This is a genomic window from Bdellovibrionales bacterium (assembly GCA_016714165.1).
In the GTDB taxonomy this organism is placed as follows: Bacteria; Bdellovibrionota; Bdellovibrionia; order Bdellovibrionales; family UBA1609; genus JADJVA01.
This window is the reverse complement of sequence record JADJNU010000001.1, coordinates 1,716,911-1,736,635: the sequence shown is the minus strand read 5'-3', so window position 1 is coordinate 1,736,635 and position 19,725 is coordinate 1,716,911. Positions and strand designations below refer to the sequence as shown.

Here is a 19,725-nt window from a genome sequence, read left to right as displayed (position 1 = left end):
CTTGTTGAGGAGATGAATTGAATGGACACGATCGGTGATTTTCTAACACGAATTCGAAATGCAGGTTCGGCAGCACATGAAAAGGTGGACGTGCCAAGCTCTAATATGCGTGTGGGGCTTGCTCAGGTACTTCAGGAGAACGGGTATATTCGAAGCTTTAAAGTAGCTAAGGATGGTCGTCAGGGAGTTATGCGGGTCTATTTGAAGTATCTGCCGAATGGCAAACACGCGATGGGAAGCATTTCTCGAGTGAGTCGTCCAGGGCGCCGATTTTATGTGCGCTCGGATGAAATCCCGAAGGTGCGATCTGGATTTGGTTTGGTACTGTTGAGTACGAATAGGGGAATCGTGAGCGGCGATGATGCCGTTAAGATGAATATTGGTGGCGAATTATTGTGCCAGATTTGGTAATAGGGTGTAGTTATGTCACGTATAGGTAGGTCTCCAGTTTATTTCGAGAGTGGTGTTCAGGTAAGTGTCACTTCTAAGAACGAGGTCGTCGTAAAGGGTGCTAAGAGTAGCCTGACTGTGCCGATGAGAAATATCATATCTGCAAAGGTCGATGGCAATCAGGTGATTTTTAATCGAGTGAATGATGAACCTCGTAGTCGAGCCTTCCACGGTCTTTATCGTGCATTGGTTCAGAATGCCGTGACAGGCGTTTCAAAGGGCTGGAGCCGAGAGTTGACTTTAAATGGAGTCGGCTATCGTGCGGCAGTTAGCGGAAAGTTGTTGGAGCTCAACTTGGGATATAGTCACCCAATAAAGTATCCAATTCCCGATGGAATTGACATCAAGGTCGAGAAGAATACGACATTGATGGTGAGTGGTCCGGACCGAGGCAAGGTTGGGCAAGTGGCTGCAAAGATACGCAGTTTTCGACCGCCGGAGCCTTACCTTGGTAAGGGTGTTAAGTATGCAGATGAGCAAATTCGTCGTAAGGCTGGTAAGTCAGCTGGTAAAAAATAAAGTAAGGATGGACGGCCGTGATTCGTATTAAATTTCGGAAAAAAACTGCGGAAAAAGTTGTGAAGCGCATAAAGTTGAGGGCGCGCATTCGTAAGAAGATTATCGGAACAGCTCAAAGGCCTCGGTTTGCTGTGTTTAAGAGCACGCGTAATATTTATGCGCAGTTGATAGACGATGCGACTGGAGCTGTGATTGTTTCGGCATCAACGCTCAAGGTGGCTTTGGAGAAGAAAACGAAGGAAGCCAAAACAAATAAGGATGCTGCAAAGGCAGTTGGTGCTGAAATTGCTAAGCAGGCCTTGGCTAAAAATATTAAGGACGTGGTTTTTGACCGAAGCGGTTATCTTTACCACGGACGGATACAGGCATTGGCCGAAGCGGCACGTGAAGCTGGGCTTAACTTTTAAGGAGATTTTGAGTGGAAAATCAAGGCGGAGAGCTTCAAGAGAGAGTTGTCGCGATTAATCGTGTGGCCAAGGTGGTCAAGGGTGGGCGGCGCTTTTCGTTTTCAGCTCTCGTTGTGACTGGAAATGGTCATGGTGAAGTTGGATTTGGTACTGGCAAAGCCGGGGAAGTTCCAGAGGCAATTGGAAAAGCCAGTCGCACAGCGAAAAAGGCTTTAAAGCAGGTGAATTTGAAGGACGGACGAACGATTCCCCATGAGGTTATTGGGACTTTTGGAGCTGCGAAGGTCATCATGATCCCAGCCGCGCCAGGTACTGGGGTTATCGCTGGTGGGCCGGTTAGGGCTGTTTTGGAGTCTGTGGGTATCAAGGATATTTTGACAAAGTGCATTGGAACAAGAAATGCTCATAATGCGGTCAGGGCGACGCTCGATGGTCTGCTGCAGCTGTTGAACCAACGGCAGCAATAAGTTCGCCAGGAATTTGATAGTGCTGGAATTAGGGAATTTGAGAAAAGGACATTAAAATGGCTAAGGCCTTTCGTGTGAAATTGAAGAGAAGTTTAATTGGGACTCCGAGAGATCAGAGGGATACTGTTCGCTGTCTTGGGCTCAGGAAAATCAACCAGGAAGTGGTTGTTCCTGATAACGATGCGAATAGGGGTCAGATATTTAAGGTTCAGCATCTCCTAGATGTGAAAGTGGAGAAATAGAATGGGAATTCTTGGCTCATTAAGACCAAAGCGCGGATCAACTCACAATAGCAAGAGGATTGGCCGTGGTAGAGGTTCGGGAAAAGGTGGTACGGCAACGAAGGGTCATAAAGGGCAAAAGGCTCGCACTGGCGGAACAGTGCGACGCGGATTTGAGGGAGGTCAGTCTCCAATGGCTCGGCGTTTACCCAAATTCGGGTTTACGAACGCGACCTTCAAGACAGTTTACCAAGTCGTAAATTTGGAGCAGTTGAATCGTTTCGATGGTGATGTGACGCCAGAAACGCTAAAATTAGCTGGCCTAGTGGGCAAGGGCTTGGTTAAGATTTTGGCGCGGGGCGATTTGAAGAAGCCTTTGACTATTAAGGCGCATAAGGTAAGTGAAAAAGCTAAAGCTGCTATTGAATCAGCAGGTGGAAAAATCGAGGTCATCTAGTGTCGACACCACAGAACTTGGCGATTCCGGCAGAACTCCGGAAGCGTATACTATTTACTCTTGGCATGCTGGCGGTTTACCGATTGGGTGTGTCGGTTCCAACTCCAGGAGTTGACGGAGCTGCCGTGCTGGCGTTCTTTCAATCAAAAAGCGGGGGTATTTTTGGACTCTTCAACACATTTACCGGTGGTGCTTTGGAGAAGTTCAGTATATTTGCTCTGGGCATCATGCCTTATATCTCGGCGTCTATTATTTTCCAGCTGCTGCAGACAGCTGTTCCTTTTTTGGAGTCTCTAAAGAAGGAAGGAGAACACGGACGCAAGAAATTGAATCAGTACACGAGATATGGGACGATAGCGCTGGCCATCGTACAGGGGTACGCCATGGCTTCTTGGCTAAGCAATTCGAATAGCCCCGGGGGCGCACCTCTTGTGATGACTCCGCTATTTGGATTGGGGTTTCTTTCTTTTAAGCTTGTGACAATCGTGACTTTGACGGCCGGTACCTGTTTTATCATGTGGTTGGGAGAGCAGATCACTGAAAAGGGCATTGGCAATGGTGCCAGTTTAATTATTTTTTCTGGAATTGCAGCGGGTGTTCCCAATGGGACAGTTAAATTGTGGGAAATGGTTTCCAATGGGGATATGAGTGGTGTTGTCGTTCTGGCTCTACTGGTTGGGATGATTGCCGTTATTGCAGCTATTGTGTTTATGGAAGTGGGACAAAGAAGGATACCAATCCAGTATTCTCAACGGGGTGGAGGAAGACAGGCCATGCAGCAGCAAGCGAGTCATCTTCCTCTGAAGGTCAATTTTTCGGGAGTGATACCTCCGATTTTTGCATCAAGTTTGTTGATGTTTCCAGCCACAGTGGCGCAGTTTGTGGACAAGCCCTGGATGCAAAATATCCAGCAAAGCCTCACTCCTTCGGGCGCTATCTACAATGTTGTTTTCGTGGGTCTGATCGTGTTCTTCTGTTTTTTCTACACTGAGATTGTGTTTAATCCGACCGAAGTGGCTGACAATTTAAAAAAATACGGTGGTTTCGTTCCCGGTATTCGAGCAGGAAAGAGCACAGCTGACTACATCAAGAAGGTTTTAGATAGATTGACAGTGAGTGGCTCTGCCTATTTGAGCCTGGTTTGCATTATGCCAACGATTTTGGCCAGTAAAGTCAGTCTTCCATTCTTTTTTGGTGGAACGAGTTTGCTTATCTTAGTTGGTGTGGCGATAGATACGAGTCAGCAGATTCAATCTCATTTGTTAACCGCTAAATATGAAGGAATTATGAAGGGCGTTAAGATACGGAGTCGGAGGGTGCAATATTGAACATTCTTCTCTTCGGGGCCCCGGGGGCTGGGAAGGGAACCCAGTCAGCGCTTTTGACGAGTCAGCACGGAATGCATCACATATCGACGGGCGATTTGTTTAGGCTCGCGATCAAGGCAAAAAGTAGCCTTGGCATGGAAGCAAAGAAGTACATGGATCAGGGAAAACTGGTTCCTGATACGATCGTGGTTGGGATGGTTGAAGAGGAGTTCATTCGCCTTCATGGGAAGAGTTTTGTTTTGGATGGCTTTCCGCGAACAGTGGATCAAGCAGAGTCGCTTGAAGCGATGCTGAGGAATCATAATTTGTTTATTGATAGGGCGGTGTTTCTTGAGATTCCGATGACCTTGCTCATGGAGAGGTTAACAGGTCGAAGAATTTGTCGGTCGTGCGGTGCAGTCTATCACGTAGCTGCAAAGCGGCCCAAGGAGAACGGCGTTTGCGATGAGTGTGGTGGTAAGGAAATCTATCAACGAGAGGATGACAAACCTGCAGTTATTCAAACTCGGATAGAAGCTTACGAAGAGAGTACTCGACCCTTAAAGGCCTACTATGAAAATGCGGGGAAACTTTGCATTGTGAACGGTGTAGGAACAGCGGCCGAGGTTTTTTCTCGGATCGAGAGCGTTTTGAACGCTTGATTTTATTGGTTTTTCCTGGACTCATTGGAGCCATGGTGCTAGCTTCAGCGCTCTGGTTTTCCGATGATGCGGCCGATGATTTGGAATGTTTTTGGATTGGTTATAGATATTAGGTGGTTAAGAGTATAGCTTGATAGCACTAGATGAGGTGCGTGATGAAAGTTAGAGCTTCAGTAAAAAAGATTTGCAAGAAGTGCAAGATCATAAAACGTAAGGGAGTTATCAGAATTATTTGTGATAATCCCAAGCACAAGCAGAGACAGGGATAAAAGATGGCGCGTATTGCTGGTGTCGATTTACCAAGAGGGAAGAGGCTGGAAGTGGCCTTGACTTATGTTTATGGAATTGGCCGCGTAAGAGCTGCGAAGATCATGGAGAAGTCGGGCTTTGATATTAGGTTAAGGACTGATGACCTGACGGACGAGCATTTGGCAAAACTCCGATCTATCATGGATTCTAGCTTCAAAGTTGAAGGGGATCTGCGGCGTGAAGTAGGAATGTCGATCAAGCGATTGATGGATCTTGGCTGCTACCGTGGGATTCGCCATAAGAAGGGATTGCCGGTTCGAGGACAGAGCACTCGGCAGAATGCTCGCACTCGAAAGGGTCCTAAGAAGACGGTCGCAAACAAGAAAAAAATAGTTTAAAGAGGTATTATAGATGGCAACGAATCAACAGCAAAATCAAACACAGGGATCTGCACCTCGAAAAAAGATCAAGAGGAATGTCCCCAGTGGTCGTTGTTATGTTACCGCGGGATTCGGGAATACAGTGGTCACTATCACCGATGGTGTTGGCAATGTAGTTTGTTGGTCCACAGCGGGTATGCTTGGTTTCAAGGGAAGTCGAAAAGGCACTCCATTTGCGGCCCAGATGGCGGCTCAGGAGGCTTCTAAGAAGGCAGTGGATGCGGGGATGAAGTCCGTTGATGTTTTCATTAAGGGTCCTGGAGCTGGTCGCGAACCCGCTGTTCGGGCCATTGCTGCGAGCGGTTTGAGAGTTTCTTCCTTGCGTGATATAACTCCAGTTCCGCATAATGGATGTCGTCCTCCGAAAAGAAGAAGAATTTAGATTGGTTTCGTTGGGACATCTTTGCTATTTTTTGAAGATGTTTAGAGAAAGGTAGGTTTGGCTGTGGGTGAACTCGATATGCAACCGCATTATTTTAAATTTTGGCGCGATCTAATTAAGCCCGCGGGATTTGAAGTCGATAAGGAGAGCTTAAGCGACAGCTACGGTAAGTTCGTGATTCGGCCCCTCGAGAGAGGCTATGGTGTGACTCTGGGGAATTCGCTGAGGAGGGTGTTGCTCAGTTCCATGATGGGTTCTGCGGTGTCAGCCGTTCGGTTTGAGGGAGTTCTTCATGAGTTCAGTACAATTCCAGAGGTTTTGGAAGACGTGACTGATATTATTTTGAATCTAAAGGAGGTTCGATTTCGACAGTTTGATGCCGAGCCAAAGACGGTGCGTGTGGTTAAGCAGGGGCCAGGAGTGGTAACTGCCGCCGACATCGAATTTAATGAACAAGTCGAGGTTTTGAATCCAGAACAGCACATTGCTACTCTTGGAAGGGACGCAAAGTTTGAAGCTGAATTAGTTATTAGTTATGAACGTGGTTATCGGGAGGCAGGGGAGGCCGGTAAGGATTTGCCCTTGGGTTTCATTTCTGTCGACGCCATTCATAGTCCGATTCGTCGGGTAAACTACAGTGTATCAGCAGCCCGAGTTGGCCAGCGGACAGACTATGATTCTTTGAGTTTCGAAGTCTGGACCGATGGTTCTTTGAAGCCAGAGGAGGCGGTTGCTCTTGGATCAAAGATTCTAAAAGAGCAGTTGCAGGTCTTTGTTACCTTTGATGAGAATATTGAGCCAGTGAGCGAGCAGATAGAAGTGCTCTCGTCTCAATTGAATGATAATTTATTTAGGTCGGTTGATGACTTAGAGTTGTCGGTTCGGAGTGCCAACTGTTTGAAGAACGCTAATATTAGGTATATTGGCGAGTTGGTGTGTAAGAGCGAAGCTGAGATGTTGAAGACCAAGAACTTTGGTCGCAAATCATTGAATGAGATTAAGGAAATATTGACAACCATGGGGTTGGGCCTGGGAATGAAGATTGACGGGTGGCCGCCAGTTGGATGGGATCCAAACAGTCCTCCAAAGCCGCCAGCTGCTCCAGCCAGTGGCGGTCCACGGGCTCCAGTTGCGTAATTGTAAGGCTGGGGTAAATTTTTTTCGGAGTAAGAGATGAGACATAATGTTGATAAGCATACTTTTGGGCGTAAACAAGGACCTCGGATTGCACTATTGAGAGGTTTAGTTTCGAGTTTAGTTAAACACGGTAGGATCAAGACTACCTTGCCAAAAGCAAAGGAACTTCGGCGCCACGTCGAGAGGGCGATTACGATAGGCAAGGGCGGCACACTTTATTCACGGCGATTGTTGCTATCACGTTATCCTAATGAGGAGGCTGTGAAGACGATCGTGGGTGATCTGTCAGTTCGATTTAAGACTCGGCCTGGAGGGTACACGAGGATCATCAAGTTAGGGTCTCGTGCTGGAGATAAGGCGGAAATGGCATATATTCAGTTCGTAGATTTCGAGCTTCCTGAGGCAACTTCAGCTGAAGTTGTGAAGGGTGATGCTGGTAGCAGAGAGCGCTCAAGACGGGTTGCGAAGTCGGTAAAGAAGGCGAGAAAAGTGAGCCGAAGGCTTCAAGGAACTGCAAGGCGAGTGAATCGGGGCCTCTAACAGACTTTTTGTTTGGGTCTCACTCGATCGGTCTGCCGCTAAAGGGGACCGATTCTAAGTACTGAAAAATAAATACCGAATAGTGATATTAATACTGGGACAAATCTGTCTATCCCGTTCCTCTACGGATGTGATGACCTATCCTTTCTTACATGAATAAACGCCGTGCGTTTAAAAAATGCTGATTAAAAAAAATGAACTGATTGTGAAGCTTATTTTTTAAGACGCAGTACATTTCTCAACAAGACCTTGACGAGAAAAAAATTCAATACCCATAATTGAACAAATGGGGGCCTGTGGGAACTGGGTTTGAGGGGGGAGATTTGTGCGATCTTAGGGAGCACAGCCACAGATCATAAACATTAAACTTGTTTGGGGAGTGGCGATGAAATTCTTTGCAGGTATTTCAGAAGCATTTGTACAGGGCGGCACTTGGATGTGGCTGATTTTGGCGGTTCAAGTGGCTGCGACCGCGATTATCATTGAGCGAGTGAGCTATCTCTATTTTCGAAGAAAGAGCAACCAGAGGGCTTTTGCAGCTGGATTTGAATCCCTGATTCGGCGAGGTCAGCTCAGTGAGGCATGTCAGTTGGCCGAGAGGGAGCTGGCCCAACAGCCTTTGGCGGGAGCTGTGCTGAATGGGCTTCAGGCTGCAATGAATCTCGGAGGCAGGGATGAGATTCAGGGAAAGATGGACGAGGCGCTATTAGCAGAGAACGCTCGGATTGAGAAGCGGACCTCCTTTCTTCCGATGTTGGCAAATGTGGGCACGCTCACAGGACTTTTGGGGACGGTTACGGGGATGATAACTTCCTTTTCTGCAGTGGGCGACAAGGCTGGTCCAGAAAAGACAGCAGTTCTCTCTTCTGGAATTTCAGAGGCGATGAATGCGACTGCCTATGGACTCGTGATGGCAATTCCAACTTTGATCATGTACGCAATTTTATCAAATCGAGCCAGTGCTTTGAGCGAAGATTTAAATCAGGCGGGTCTTAAAATCTACAATTGGCTGAGCTTTGCTTATGAACCTGTGGAAGTGCGCAGAACGGCCACACGGACCAAACATCGCTCAGCAACTGAGAAGATTGTCGACAACACAATCGACGCTTAGTTTTTTGGAATTTGGATATTCATCTTAATATTCGCGTTTGTCGGGGGATTTAGCATGGCCAGGGACAAGAAGGATCTTGATTTTGAGTTAAATCTGATTCCCTTTATCTCGCTCTTATCCGCTTTGATTTGCTCGCTCTTGCTCTCGGCCACTCTGATAAACATTGGTTCCATGAATGTTAAGCATGCCATTGGCGGTCAGTCATTGGCCGAAACGAAGAAGGTTCCAGTTGTTTGGGCGCACATGGAAGAGGATGGTGGATTAACTTTTCTTCTCAAGGACGCGGGGAAGGTGTCAGGGAAATTTGAGAAAACACGTGTTGAGGGGATAGACGGCTTTTTAAACCTCGAGGCAGTTGAGCGCCAATTGGGCATTCTGAAGGACGTTGTTCCGGAGCTGAAAACGGTGCTGATTCAACCCAGGGTCAATTCTGTTTTTGAGCAAATCATAGCTCTAATGGATCTCTGCAAGAAGGTGGGTTTGGTTGATTTAGGTATAGCTCCTCTTTGAGGGAAAATGGAGGCGAAGCAATGGTTCGAAGTGTGATCCAGCAAACAGCAATGTCGAGCCCGATTAGAGCGGCCTCCAATATTTCTCCCAAAGAGGGCAAGAATCGAAAAAGTTTAGTTGCGGGCCTCATGATTACCTCACTTGTCGACGCCTTCTCAATTCTGGTGATTTTCTTATTGGCTAGCTTCTCGAAGTCAGGTGAGGTTCTCAGTTTATCAAAAAACATGGAGCTGCCGCCCGCAAGCCTTTCCGATGAACTAAAGAGAACAACGCTGATTAAGTTAGATTCTGGAAAGATATTTGTTGAGGACAAAGAGGTGACCATCAAAAACTTGATAAAAATTCTCATTGGAATTCGAAAGCAAGTTTTCGCTTCATCCGGAAATGATCAAAATGTTGAGCCATCCCTGACCGTTCAAGCGGATCGTCGCGTACCATATCATGAGTTGAGTCAGATTATTTTGGCTGGAGCTCAGTCCGGATTTGGCGAAGTGAGATTTGCTGTACTAGCTAAATAGCTGAAATGGGGTTGGGTGTGTTGAATATTCATATTGTGACGACAGTCGCTCTGGGATTTCATCTTTTTTCTCTGTCAATATCCGCTATGGCCTCAGATCGATCAATTTCTGTTGTTCCAAGTGCTGCGTCCACGCTGGCACCTTCCTCTGAGTACAAGTCGAAGGCACAAGATTCTGGAACGACAGATCTTCTTATTGGGAAATTTGAAAAGGTGTATCTCAATCTTCCTCCAGAAGACGAGTCAAAGATTCCAGTAACTTTGCGTTTGGCTGATCTCTTGGCAGAAAAGGCCCGTCATTTGTCAAATGAGGAAGCAGCCAAGGGCTGTACAGATTGCGGTTCGGGAAATCGGGAGAGAGAGAGGGCCATCGGCTATTATTCTGAGGTTGTAAATAAACTTTCGGAGGACAGACGGAGCAGAGTTTTATCACAAATGGGTCACCTTTACGAGTTAAACGGGGAATCCAATAAGGCATTCGATCTCTATCGAAAGATCATTGAGACGGACAAAAATCCTGAAATCTTGGCGGAGGCCCAGAATTCTCAGGGAGATTTGATGTACAGAAGACGTCAGTTCAAAGAGGCACTCAAGTATTACGAGGAAGCCCTGAATTTCAAGGACTTCGCAAATCGAGGATATGTCAGGTATCGACAAGCATGGTGTCATTTCAATATGGGCGAGCTTGATACCGCGAAGAAAATTCTAGAGGACATATTACAGTCACCTAATTTACTGACTCGGTCGGAATCAAGAAAGGACGGAATCATCTCCATCGATAAGCAATTTCAAGAGGAGGTTTCGAGAGATTTAGCGACCTTTGTTTCCCGCAAGGGGACGACGATGGCTGACATTGAGATGATTTACAATCAAAGCCCCGAGAGCGCGCGAGTTGAAAATGTCACTTTTCTCGCCAACGAGTTGGAAAGGTTGGGACAGGCGAGTCAAAGTGCCGGTGTTTGGAAATTTCTTTTGAATAAGCAGTCGGATCCTGTGAAGCGCTTAGAGGGCCATGTTCGTTTGGCACAGTTGGAATCAATTCAAAATCACAGAGATGAATCGATACAGCAATTCGAAAAGGCGATGAACCTTTGGAGGCAGATTGGAAACTGCGTCGATGGCAGTTGCAAAGAACTCAAACAGAGAACTAAGAACTATGTGGTTGACTGGAATCGCGAGGAAAAAATCAATCCGGGCTCTGATTTATTAACGGCCTACGAAAAATATTTGGAGGTCTTCAATAGTGACCTTGATATGGTGGTGTGGGCGGCCCTGCTTGCCCAACAGAGAAAAGATTGGAAAAAGGCGATGAATTTTTTTGATCGCGCAGCTATGCTTCGGTTAACGACAGAGCCTAACTACATGACTGAGATGCCAAGTTATGAAAAATTACTTTTGAGTCAAATCGAAGTTGGAGAGAAGTCAGGAAGCGACGAACTTCTTGATTATTCTTTTGACAACTATGTCCGTAAAAGTAAGGAACGGAGCAAGTGGGTAGAAGTTAGCTATCATAAAGCTCATCGTTTGTATAAAAAGGCGGACTATACAAATGCTGCCCTCGCCTTGCACGATGTTGCGCTGATGCCTGAAAATCAGTCATTAGAAATAAAAATTCAGGCTGCTGACCTTGCGATGGATTCTCTCGTTATTTTAAAAAGAGATGGAGAGGTAGAGAAATGGGCGTTGGAATTCTCCAAAATATTTAAAGACAAAGCGAACGAATACGAAGATTTGGCACGGCGATCAGTGCTCAACCAGGCCGTGGCAGAGTCGGATCGGTTGGTCGATTTAAATAAGATACAAAAAGCTTGGAGAATTCTTGACCGCTTCAAAATCCAAGGAGCCAAAGATCCTGAATTGATTTCATATTACAAAACCAAATTGATCTACGCTGAGAAATTGCGAGATCTTTCTCAGATTTCTGCTGCTATCGAAAAGCTAATTTCCATCAAATCGATCAACGAAAAGGACCTTCAGGTGGCTTTGGCAAGTCAAGCTTGGCTTGCCGAACTTAAACTTGATTTTAAGACTGCACTGAAGGTTTCTGAAAAGATGAAGAGCTCGGAGAATTTAGAAGAGCAATTTCTAAAGTTGGCGATGTATGCTGATCTTGTTGGAGTCGAATCAAAACCTTATTATCAGGAGTTTTTACATCTGACAAAGGACCCGGCGAGGCGATTTGGTCTCGCTGTTAGGTTGGTGAGGGAATCAAATTATTCGCAGAAGGTATTTGATGAATTTGCACCAATATTGAAAGCAGATAGTGAGGCCTATGCGCAGCTACAGTACGAGATTTATGTTAAGTTTGGTGATCGTCTTGGGGCTCTGAAGCGTCTGTCGGGTGATGTGTTATCAAAAACGGAATCAGCTAAGTCTATTTGGCGCGAAGACTATCTTGCACGATACAATGCCATAAAGGATAAAATTCAGCTTCATTCGCTCAGCTTCAAGAACGACGCAGTTCTTGCACGTACCCTAAAAGATCGCATGGCGATGTTAAATAAGTTAGAAGTTATGTTGAAGGAGGCAATGGCCAAGGAAGATTGGACCAGCCAGATGTTGACAGTTGGTTTGTTAGGTCAAGAATCAAATCGAATCTATTCAGATATTCTGGCTCTTCCGGTTCCGTCTGGAATGAATGAGCAACAGCAGACAGAGTATTTGCAATTACTTTCTCAACAGGCAGCTCCTCATCAAATCAGAGGATCTGAATTGACCACAAAGTTTGCGGAATTTTGGAGTCATGAAGATTTACTTGCAGGATTTCGAGAAAAATTGTCGAGTCAGGTAGGAATTCAGAGAGACAGATATTTGTCGGAACTAAAAATGGTGGCTGCCGTGGCACCTGATTCAATGAAGAAGTCTCTGGAGGAACTATACACGTCGCTACCGAATCCAAATAAAGTTGCATTGCCATCTTTGGTGGAACTGGAGGGGGCGAGAAGCTTGGTGAGAGACAATCCGTTTGATCGTGATCCACTTGAAAAGCTGCTTGTTCTAGAAAGAAAGATGGGAAAGGAAGAAATGGTCGGATATTTGGAGAGGCGCCTGGCCCAGCTTTCGGATTCGCCACAGGTGTCTACAAAGAGGGAGTGAGGATGGGACAAATTTTCTTGAGGGGACGACTGATTTTTGTTTTTCTATTCATGATTGGGTTCGCATGTGGTCAGCTCTCGTCTGTTGGTATGGAAGCAAAAGTGAAAGATGAGAAAGTAAGGAAAATTGAAAAGCAGGAAGGCAATAAAAATTCGGATAAATTATCAACAAGTCTTAGTTTTGAAGACTTATTGGTACAGGGAACATATCATTTTTCAGATGAAGCTGTTGCGACGGTGGAGGAAGATAAAGTCTTGGATTCACTATTGGTGATACGCAAGGATTTCAAGGATAGAATCAAGAGGAGTGCAAGCCGTTATTAGTGGCATTTTTTGATCAGATGTGTAGCGACACAAAGGTTTAAATCTTTAGGTTTTGGAGATGTGATGCAGGAAACTTATCGGCGGTTGATTTTAGAGAATGAAATGGGTCGAGTTGTTCGAACTCTTGACTGGGAGAGTGAATCAGCTGTTCTCGTTTTTCGGCACGATACCAACCGCATTGAAATCCATCCAGATCTAAGGTGGCTAGATCAGGAAGGCATCGAATATACAATTATCCGTGATGAATTTTCTCGCACTCAGCTTGAACAGACACCGATTGAGATAGAAGGAATTGGTCGCTTGGCACTCGTTCCTCATGTATCCAGCCATGAATCAAATATCAAAATAGTCGAGGAGGATGGAAGTCGACACTGGTGGCGGAGTCTTGCAATGTCGACAGTCGGTATTGGTGGATTGATTTTTTTGTCGTTATCAATGCCTCGGGAGATTCCTCAACCAGCTGAGGCGCCAACAGTGGAACATGTCGTCAAACTAATCAAAGAGAAACCTCAAGTGGTGGAACAGCCAGAGCCTGCTAAACCTCTGGTGGTATCACCGAGACAAGCCTTGCCGCATTCATTTGGGAAATCTTCAGGCGGGCCTCTCATAGGTGGAGGCGGGAGCGGTGGTGGGATCAAGCGTATGGGTGCTCTCGGAGTATTGGGAACTTTGACAGGCACAGGTCAAAAGCAGTTTGGTGGAGTGAACTTGGGGGCTATCAAAACCTCTCCGGGCCCAGGGCGAGGGGGAGGAACGGCGAGCAGTGGAGGAGTTCAGACAACACTCTATGGTCGAGGGATTTTGTCGGCACCTCTAGGTGGTGGAGGAAATATTTATGGCTCGGGAGGCATCGGGACCGATGGGATCGGCTCGACCGGCAAGGGTGGAGGTCAAGACGGAGGGGGCCAAATCGCTCTCTATGGAGCGAACGGAGATGGGACCAGTAGTTATGGAACCAAAGGTAAAGGCGGAGGCAAAGACGGATATGGACAAAATACCATGATCGGTTCGGCCGGAGGCGCTCCTGTTCCTTTGGGAAGAGAGGCAATCATTCAAGGCGGTCTCGATAGTGAGATGATCTCGGCGGTGATTCAAAAAAATATGGGACAAGTCCGATTTTGTTACGAGCAGGGATTGCAGGGTGATCCAAAGCTTTCGGGAAGAGTGGCCATAAATTTCATTATTGGAACAAGTGGTTTGGTAAAAATCGCGGACATAGGGAGCACATCGCTCAATTCAAAGATCGTTGAAGATTGCATTCTGCTTCGTTTGAAAACATGGAAATTTCCGTTACCCGAGGGGGGAGTTGAGGTCAAAGTATCATACCCCTTCCTATTGCGTAGGACCGGCCAGGGCTGAGTTCAAGAGGATGGTTATGCAGAGAGTGATATTGTTCAGTTTCAGCATTGTATTTTTTCTTTTTGGCTGCAGCGGAGGAACGACTCAAGATCCGCTTGCAAAGCAACCTGAAAATGTGAGGCAAGGCATTCCACCAAGCGATAAACCAAGAGAGGATCGAAACCCTATTTCTCGTGAGGCCATGAGGCTTGAGATAGAGCCAGAAATTCCAAATTTTGTAGAGAATCAGGAAGGTGTTTTGAAAATCAGTGGCACTATCCTTGGATTTCCAAATGAAACCTTTGAGATTGAAATCAAAAATCTCCCCAAAGGGGCAAGCTACGATCAGGGTACTGGAATAATGGTCTGGACGCCTGAGGCGGATGTTGTGATTGGGAATGACTACATGTCAATATATGAACTGGTGGTACAAATCAGCACGCTGAGATCTCCAGTCCTGTCGATGATACGCAAGATACCCCTGTTCGTTCAGAGAAATGTGGAACGCCCGGAGATCATCTCGGTAGATACTCCAGTGGAGGTGATCGAAGGGACAATGCAAAAATGACGGTCACTGTGCGCGATCTCGATTCGAGTGATGGTACTTTGTTCATCTTTCGAGAGCCTCATCTCACTTTTGTGCAAATTGAAAATACATTGCGAGACGGATCATCTTTGATAAGACTGGCCAATTCAACAACATCGAAACCAAACCCAGTTCGGATGGACCCTAAGGACCCAAAATATGATCCCAATGTTTGGATTTATAGCTTAATTGTAGACGCAAGAGATAAGGAGCTAACGGGGGGACGAGATCTCTTTAGCTTTGGTCTCATCGCCACTTCTCGATTTGGTCGTCCATCTGCGGAGGGCGGCGTGCCGAGTAAACCGCGCCTTGTATCATTACCTATTATTTCAAAAGTCCCAAGGGCCCTCACGACTTGGCCAGATGCAATTTTGCAGGTTAAAGAAAACGAGCGAACGGTGATTAACTTCGATGTCTATGCTCCGATAGGGGCACTTGGCTTTCGGGCGCAGCCCGAAGGAGATGGAGTTCTTGATCCCGTGGAGATCAAGGAAAATTGTCATCCGCTGATGCCTGGGACAGCTGAATGCAAGTGTGTGAGAGATAAAAGCTGGAGATACCAGTGCACCATGACTTGGCAGCCGCCGAAATCGCAGGAGACTCCACCGAATGATCCTACGCCTACCCTTCCCTCGGCACGACTCACATCCTTAGAAGTCAAATTAGATGTCAGAGCAGACTTGGGTAGGTATCCGATTGCTTTTCGGGTGATCAATCGAAATGCCTATCGGCCCTCCGATTTTGAAGTCAGCGAATTTGTGAGGCATGTTGAAATTGTCAAAGACCCAGTTGTGCTGAAATAGCCTTAGGTTGGAGGGGATGACATAAATGGAATGGATGGAACGGATGAAAAAATGGAACGGATAAAAATGCAAAGAAAGAGAATATCTCAGATCATTCTAGGTTTGACTTCGTTCGCTATCATGAACACGAGCATCGCCGATCTGATGGAGGATTTTAATTCTCTGGGTGGAAACAAGGTTCTTTTGGAACAAGCTAAGGCACTCAACCCTGACACTAAAATTGAAATTGTTCAAAATCGTATCGTCAATCGACACTTGAGAAATGAATTTCAGTTTGGATATGGCAATGTCGTGGGGGGAGATGCCTATTTAAATAGTCAGTATGCAGGCCTCGACTACAGTTTTCATTTTAATCCGAGATGGTCTTTAGGATTCAAGTATTCCTACTATATGAATGAATTGGCCTCAGAGGGAAAGCACTTAATAAGCCAATTTGGTTACATTCCTGAATTGGATTGGCCTAAGCAGTCCTATCAAGGGGTCATCAACTATTATCCTATCTACGGAAAGTTTAATTTCTTTGGTATTGGAATCGTTCATTTCGATTTTTATGTTCTGGCTGGATACGGCGAAATTGAATTGAAATCAGGTAACACGGCGGCGGTAACAGCCGGTGGTGGTTTTGGTTTTTGGTTTTCTCAACACCTTACCAGTCGGTTGGAACTACGCTATCTCAATTATGAGAGCGAGAGATTGGCTGGGGCGGCAAATATGAAGTTGATGGTTGCAAATTTTGGGCTTGGGTATTTGTTATGAATAGGAAGCATTTTTGGTTGACTGAACTCTCTCTGGTCTTGATGCTTGCGTCTGCGTCTGCGTCTGCGTCTGCGTCTGCGTCTGCGTCTGTTACTGCGACTGCGTCCTCGACTCCGAATGCCACGGTGACTGGGACCAAGGAACGAGGCGCACGCGTCGGCAATTCAACTGAACAAGAGGAGCTTTTGAATATTCTTGGTGCAGAGCCGGATGATGCTCTCTTTCAAGAACAGCATGAGTGGACCACCTCTCTGCGAAAGGAATTGGGAAATCTCACGGCTGAACAAAATATCTTTCTTTCTTTTCTAGACAAGAATCAATATGAGAAAGCGATTTATCAGTGGTGGCCGGCCTTTGAAACAAGTGATTTTCGAAAAACGTCTTCCGGGCGAGCTCTGTACGCATTTCTTTTGTTTAAGAACCAATTGGAGGTGAATGGTCTTCAAAATCTAATGGATATTGAAAAGCCAAATGAAATTCACTCTGATCTTATAAAACTTTGGAAGCTTTTGGTTCCTGCTGGCAGTCCTGTTTGGAATCTAGTTAAAGTGAATTGGAGCGACGAATGGACGTCTGTCTTTGATGTCGCAACAGAGATCCAGGTACGTAGTCGACAAATGCATGATTTGGCGGATACAGGAAAAATATTTGAATTGTTGAGAAAAACTGGAGTTGGTAGTCGTGAGCGTTCTTGGCTTGAGTGGCAGATGGCACTCGGCCTTTCGCTGGTTGGGGATGTTGCCAAAGCGGCAAAGGTGTTGTCCCATTTAATGAAGGATAAGAGTCAGCTGATTTCTGAAGATATACAAAATGTCACCGCAGCTCGGCTGCTTTATCAGCAAGGTTATCTGGGTCCCGCCATCAGCTACTACTCCAAAATACCCATGCAGAGCGAATACTGGTATACGGCTCAAGAGGAGATGGCTTGGTCCTATATTCGAAAGGGAGAGCCACAGAATACCTTGGCTGTAACCCAGACCTTGATGCATAAGGATTTTGCTCCTCAGGTCGGTCCTGAGACAATATTTTTGAGAGCATTGGCTTTTCTCAAAGTTTGCGACTATCCGGAAGTTGTGAATACAATCAATGAATTTAGGAAAAGATTTAAAGTCAGAGCACAGATCATGATGTCGTTGAAGGAAACGGGTCAATCGCCTGATATCGAAAAGCTGATGACCGAATTGAGAAAAGGAAGGGTTCGATTGCTTAGTTTGGGGCCCTCGGCAGGCAGAATACCTAGTTACGTGAGTCGTGACGAGGTTCTCTTTGATCTCGTGCAAGCACAGAAGGCTCTTGAAAAAGAATCTCAGTTAGCAGGAGATCTTTATTCCCGGTCTTTGACCGGAGGAAGCGATCAGGTTGGTTTCCAGGCCCGATTGGAGGATCTTAAAAAGCTAGCGGAACAGAAGTTACAGAGTGCAAAAAGCGCAACCTATGCTCGTATTAAAGACTTGGCGAGCGAAGAAGTAAGCGAAATTCAGAGGATTTTGCAAAAGATGCAAATTGTAGATGCGGAGGTTATTCAGCAGATAGAAAGGGCCGATCGAATTATTAAAGCAAATTTGAAAATACAGGATCAAGATAAGCACAGGAGCGATGACCTGGCTAAATTGGGTTCGACCGGGAGTCAGGCGAAGCACGCGGTAAAATATCCATTTGAGGGCGAAACATGGTTCGATGAGTTGACCAATTATAAAGTGAACATCAAGAAGGGTTGTCTGGCCTCACGTGGAGGATCCCGTTGAACATGATATTTCGCTTCTCATTTTTTTCGGCCCTCTGGGTCTCGGTGGTAAGCGGGTGTTCTCCTCCTGCCAATGAGTTTCTCATCCCTCGACCTGATCCAGCCGTGGAAGTCAAAAATAGGATTGGAGACATCAAACTGATCTTTAAGCCTCAGGTGGATATCCTTTTTGTGGTCGATAGCTCAGGAAGTATGTCGACGCACCAGAGGAATTTGTCGTCTAACATCGATCTTTTCACAAAGGGTCTTTCAAGGACTCAGATTCTTGACTACCACATTGGAGTGACCACGACTGACTTCGAATACGGCGATGCGGGAGTCTTGCAAGGGACTCCAAATTTTGTTGAGCGAAGCACTCCCGATGGATTGGTCAGACTAGGGAATAACCTCCTTGTCGGGACCAGTGGTTCCGGGACAGAAAGCGTTTTTTACCCGACTCTACTGGCTCTTTCTGAGCCAAATCTCAGCGGAGCCAATCGATCCTTCTATCGCAGTCAAGCCTTTTTAGCCCTGGTATTTGTAACAGATGCAGCTGATCAAAGTTCGATGAGAGCCGACGCGCTCTATCAGTTTTTGATGAATCTAAAAAGCTGGGACAAGGATAAGCTCATCACTTATGGAGTGATAGTGCCCTCGGCCGATGATATCTGTCAGAGGGATGATCCAGCAATGAAGCCATTGAGCATTGAAGAGTTTTTGCACATGACCAAGGGGCTTTCTTTTAGTCTTTGTGCTCCCGATTTTGGTGACCGCTTGGGGGCAATCGGGGACGACCTCGTTAAGAAAGTGGGAATGTTTATTCCTTTGAAGCAACTTCCTGTGGTCTCGACGATCCGGATTCGCTATGGTAAACAGGACATCCCCGAGGATTTAAAGCGGGGTTGGAGTTATGATCCTGAAAGAGTTGGAATCAATCTAGGGGCCGGAATTGAACTTGAAGAACAATCCCCCGGAACGGATTTAGAAATCGGATTTATACCCGCCCTCTTGGAGGCTCCAAAATAATTCAGGCCCGATTGCCGCAACAGACTTTAGCTTAAGTTCGAGGAGAGGGTAAAATGAGACACGGATTAAATGGAATGATTGCTGTTGCTTTTGCGGCCGGCATTATGTGGCTGGGGTGGTGGAAATACCAGGACTTTCTTACTCAAGGATCGCGCCCTCCTCCCGGAACTCAGAAATTGAACGAGATGGAAGCGGAGGGAGTCCCTGATTTTAGCATCGAGGATATTGACGGAAATCGTGTAGAGCTCTCTGATTTCAAGGACAAAATTGTTATTCTGAGCTTTTGGGCCTCATGGTGCGAACCTTGCGTTCAGGAGTTTCCGTCCTTGGTTCACTTGATCAAGGAAATGAAAGGAGACGTTGTTTTGCTTGCGATCAGCGCCGACCACAGCCTCGAAGCACTTCAGGCGTTCATTAAGGCCTTTGACGCGAAGGATCCGAATATCAAAATTATGTGGGACAAGTCGCAGAGAGTGGCGGGACTTTACGGCACCGAGATTCTCCCAGAGTCATATATATTGGGATATCAAAATAAAGTGATCCGAAAAATAGCAGGCGTGGACAAGTGGGATGGCCCACAGGCCATTTCTTTTTTTAAGGAATTGGTTGAACTGAGAAATCCAAAGATAAAAGAGGGTACGGATACCGATACTGAGGAAGGCGAAGAGGTTGAAGAGTCAGAAGTGGGCGAGACGTGA

The 19,725-nt window shown here is 46.2% G+C and carries 25 protein-coding genes; all 25 read left to right on the top strand.

Annotated features, from left to right (window positions below):
* Positions 1-21: 21 nt before the first annotated feature.
* The 25 genes from rpsH to IPJ71_07615 all read left to right on the top strand — a co-directional run bounded on the left by rpsH (position 22) and on the right by IPJ71_07615 (position 19,725).
* The gene (rpsH, locus tag IPJ71_07735) at positions 22-411 is read left to right on the top strand and encodes a 30S ribosomal protein S8 (protein ID MBK7843575.1); all 390 of its coding nucleotides are present in this window, start codon (positions 22-24) and stop codon (positions 409-411) included.
* 12 nt (positions 412-423) lie between these two features.
* A complete protein-coding gene (gene rplF, locus IPJ71_07730) occupies positions 424-969 on the top strand; it encodes a 50S ribosomal protein L6 (GenBank protein ID MBK7843574.1) in 546 nt (181 codons plus the stop codon).
* A 20-nt stretch (positions 970-989) separates the two neighbouring features.
* Positions 990-1,376, top strand: a complete 387-nt coding sequence (locus IPJ71_07725) for a 50S ribosomal protein L18 (protein ID MBK7843573.1) — start codon at positions 990-992, stop codon at positions 1,374-1,376.
* A gap of 11 nt (positions 1,377-1,387) precedes the next feature.
* Positions 1,388-1,843, top strand: a complete 456-nt coding sequence (gene rpsE, locus IPJ71_07720; protein MBK7843572.1) for a 30S ribosomal protein S5 — start codon at positions 1,388-1,390, stop codon at positions 1,841-1,843.
* Positions 1,844-1,899: 56 nt separating this feature from the next.
* On the top strand, positions 1,900-2,085 hold the full coding sequence (gene rpmD, locus IPJ71_07715) for a 50S ribosomal protein L30 (GenBank protein MBK7843571.1): 186 nt from the start codon (positions 1,900-1,902) through the stop codon (positions 2,083-2,085).
* Between the two features lies 1 nt (position 2,086).
* Positions 2,087-2,521 carry a 50S ribosomal protein L15 gene (gene rplO, locus IPJ71_07710; GenBank protein MBK7843570.1) on the top strand — a complete coding sequence of 145 codons (435 nt, stop codon included), beginning with the start codon at positions 2,087-2,089 and terminating at the stop codon, positions 2,519-2,521.
* Positions 2,521-3,849, top strand: a complete 1,329-nt coding sequence (gene secY / locus IPJ71_07705) for a preprotein translocase subunit SecY (GenBank protein MBK7843569.1) — start codon at positions 2,521-2,523, stop codon at positions 3,847-3,849. The genes rplO and secY overlap by 1 nt, the downstream gene beginning before the upstream one ends.
* Positions 3,846-4,490: an adenylate kinase gene (locus IPJ71_07700; protein MBK7843568.1), complete on the top strand. Its 645-nt coding sequence runs from the start codon at positions 3,846-3,848 to the stop codon at positions 4,488-4,490. The genes secY and IPJ71_07700 overlap by 4 nt, the downstream gene beginning before the upstream one ends.
* Before the next feature lie 155 nt (positions 4,491-4,645).
* Complete coding sequence (rpmJ, locus tag IPJ71_07695) at positions 4,646-4,759, top strand: 50S ribosomal protein L36 (GenBank protein MBK7843567.1); 114 nt, start codon at positions 4,646-4,648, stop codon at positions 4,757-4,759.
* Between the two features lie 3 nt (positions 4,760-4,762).
* Positions 4,763-5,137, top strand: coding sequence for a 30S ribosomal protein S13 (rpsM, locus tag IPJ71_07690; GenBank protein MBK7843566.1), 375 nt, complete (start codon positions 4,763-4,765; stop codon positions 5,135-5,137).
* Between the two features lie 13 nt (positions 5,138-5,150).
* Positions 5,151-5,561: a 30S ribosomal protein S11 gene (rpsK, locus tag IPJ71_07685; GenBank protein MBK7843565.1), complete on the top strand. Its 411-nt coding sequence runs from the start codon at positions 5,151-5,153 to the stop codon at positions 5,559-5,561.
* 78 nt (positions 5,562-5,639) lie between these two features.
* Complete coding sequence (locus IPJ71_07680; protein MBK7843564.1) at positions 5,640-6,698, top strand: DNA-directed RNA polymerase subunit alpha; 1,059 nt, start codon at positions 5,640-5,642, stop codon at positions 6,696-6,698.
* Positions 6,699-6,734: 36 nt separating this feature from the next.
* Positions 6,735-7,238, top strand: coding sequence for a 50S ribosomal protein L17 (gene rplQ, locus IPJ71_07675; GenBank protein MBK7843563.1), 504 nt, complete (start codon positions 6,735-6,737; stop codon positions 7,236-7,238).
* Positions 7,239-7,623: 385 nt separating this feature from the next.
* Positions 7,624-8,349 carry a MotA/TolQ/ExbB proton channel family protein gene (locus IPJ71_07670; protein ID MBK7843562.1) on the top strand — a complete coding sequence of 242 codons (726 nt, stop codon included), beginning with the start codon at positions 7,624-7,626 and terminating at the stop codon, positions 8,347-8,349.
* 54 nt (positions 8,350-8,403) lie between these two features.
* On the top strand, positions 8,404-8,859 hold the full coding sequence (locus tag IPJ71_07665; protein MBK7843561.1) for a biopolymer transporter ExbD: 456 nt from the start codon (positions 8,404-8,406) through the stop codon (positions 8,857-8,859).
* Between the two features lie 20 nt (positions 8,860-8,879).
* The gene (locus IPJ71_07660; GenBank protein ID MBK7843560.1) at positions 8,880-9,377 is read left to right on the top strand and encodes a biopolymer transporter ExbD; all 498 of its coding nucleotides are present in this window, start codon (positions 8,880-8,882) and stop codon (positions 9,375-9,377) included.
* A 20-nt stretch (positions 9,378-9,397) separates the two neighbouring features.
* The gene (locus IPJ71_07655) at positions 9,398-12,472 is read left to right on the top strand and encodes a tetratricopeptide repeat protein (protein MBK7843559.1); all 3,075 of its coding nucleotides are present in this window, start codon (positions 9,398-9,400) and stop codon (positions 12,470-12,472) included.
* A 2-nt stretch (positions 12,473-12,474) separates the two neighbouring features.
* Positions 12,475-12,795, top strand: a complete 321-nt coding sequence (locus IPJ71_07650) for a hypothetical protein (protein MBK7843558.1) — start codon at positions 12,475-12,477, stop codon at positions 12,793-12,795.
* 63 nt (positions 12,796-12,858) lie between these two features.
* Entirely contained in the window at positions 12,859-14,154 is a 1,296-nt protein-coding gene (locus IPJ71_07645; GenBank protein MBK7843557.1) for an AgmX/PglI C-terminal domain-containing protein, read from the top strand.
* A 16-nt stretch (positions 14,155-14,170) separates the two neighbouring features.
* Positions 14,171-14,701 (top strand): hypothetical protein, encoded by a 531-nt coding sequence (locus IPJ71_07640; protein MBK7843556.1) that lies wholly within the window; start codon positions 14,171-14,173, stop codon positions 14,699-14,701.
* Positions 14,698-15,522 (top strand): hypothetical protein, encoded by an 825-nt coding sequence (locus IPJ71_07635; protein MBK7843555.1) that lies wholly within the window; start codon positions 14,698-14,700, stop codon positions 15,520-15,522. Before IPJ71_07640 ends, IPJ71_07635 begins: the two co-directional genes overlap by 4 nt.
* Before the next feature lie 30 nt (positions 15,523-15,552).
* The gene (locus tag IPJ71_07630) at positions 15,553-16,278 is read left to right on the top strand and encodes an outer membrane beta-barrel domain-containing protein (protein ID MBK7843554.1); all 726 of its coding nucleotides are present in this window, start codon (positions 15,553-15,555) and stop codon (positions 16,276-16,278) included.
* A complete protein-coding gene (locus IPJ71_07625; GenBank protein MBK7843553.1) occupies positions 16,275-18,023 on the top strand; it encodes a hypothetical protein in 1,749 nt (582 codons plus the stop codon). The genes IPJ71_07630 and IPJ71_07625 overlap by 4 nt, the downstream gene beginning before the upstream one ends.
* Positions 18,020-19,027 carry a hypothetical protein gene (locus IPJ71_07620; GenBank protein ID MBK7843552.1) on the top strand — a complete coding sequence of 336 codons (1,008 nt, stop codon included), beginning with the start codon at positions 18,020-18,022 and terminating at the stop codon, positions 19,025-19,027. The genes IPJ71_07625 and IPJ71_07620 overlap by 4 nt, the downstream gene beginning before the upstream one ends.
* A gap of 53 nt (positions 19,028-19,080) precedes the next feature.
* Entirely contained in the window at positions 19,081-19,725 is a 645-nt protein-coding gene (locus IPJ71_07615) for a TlpA family protein disulfide reductase (protein ID MBK7843551.1), read from the top strand.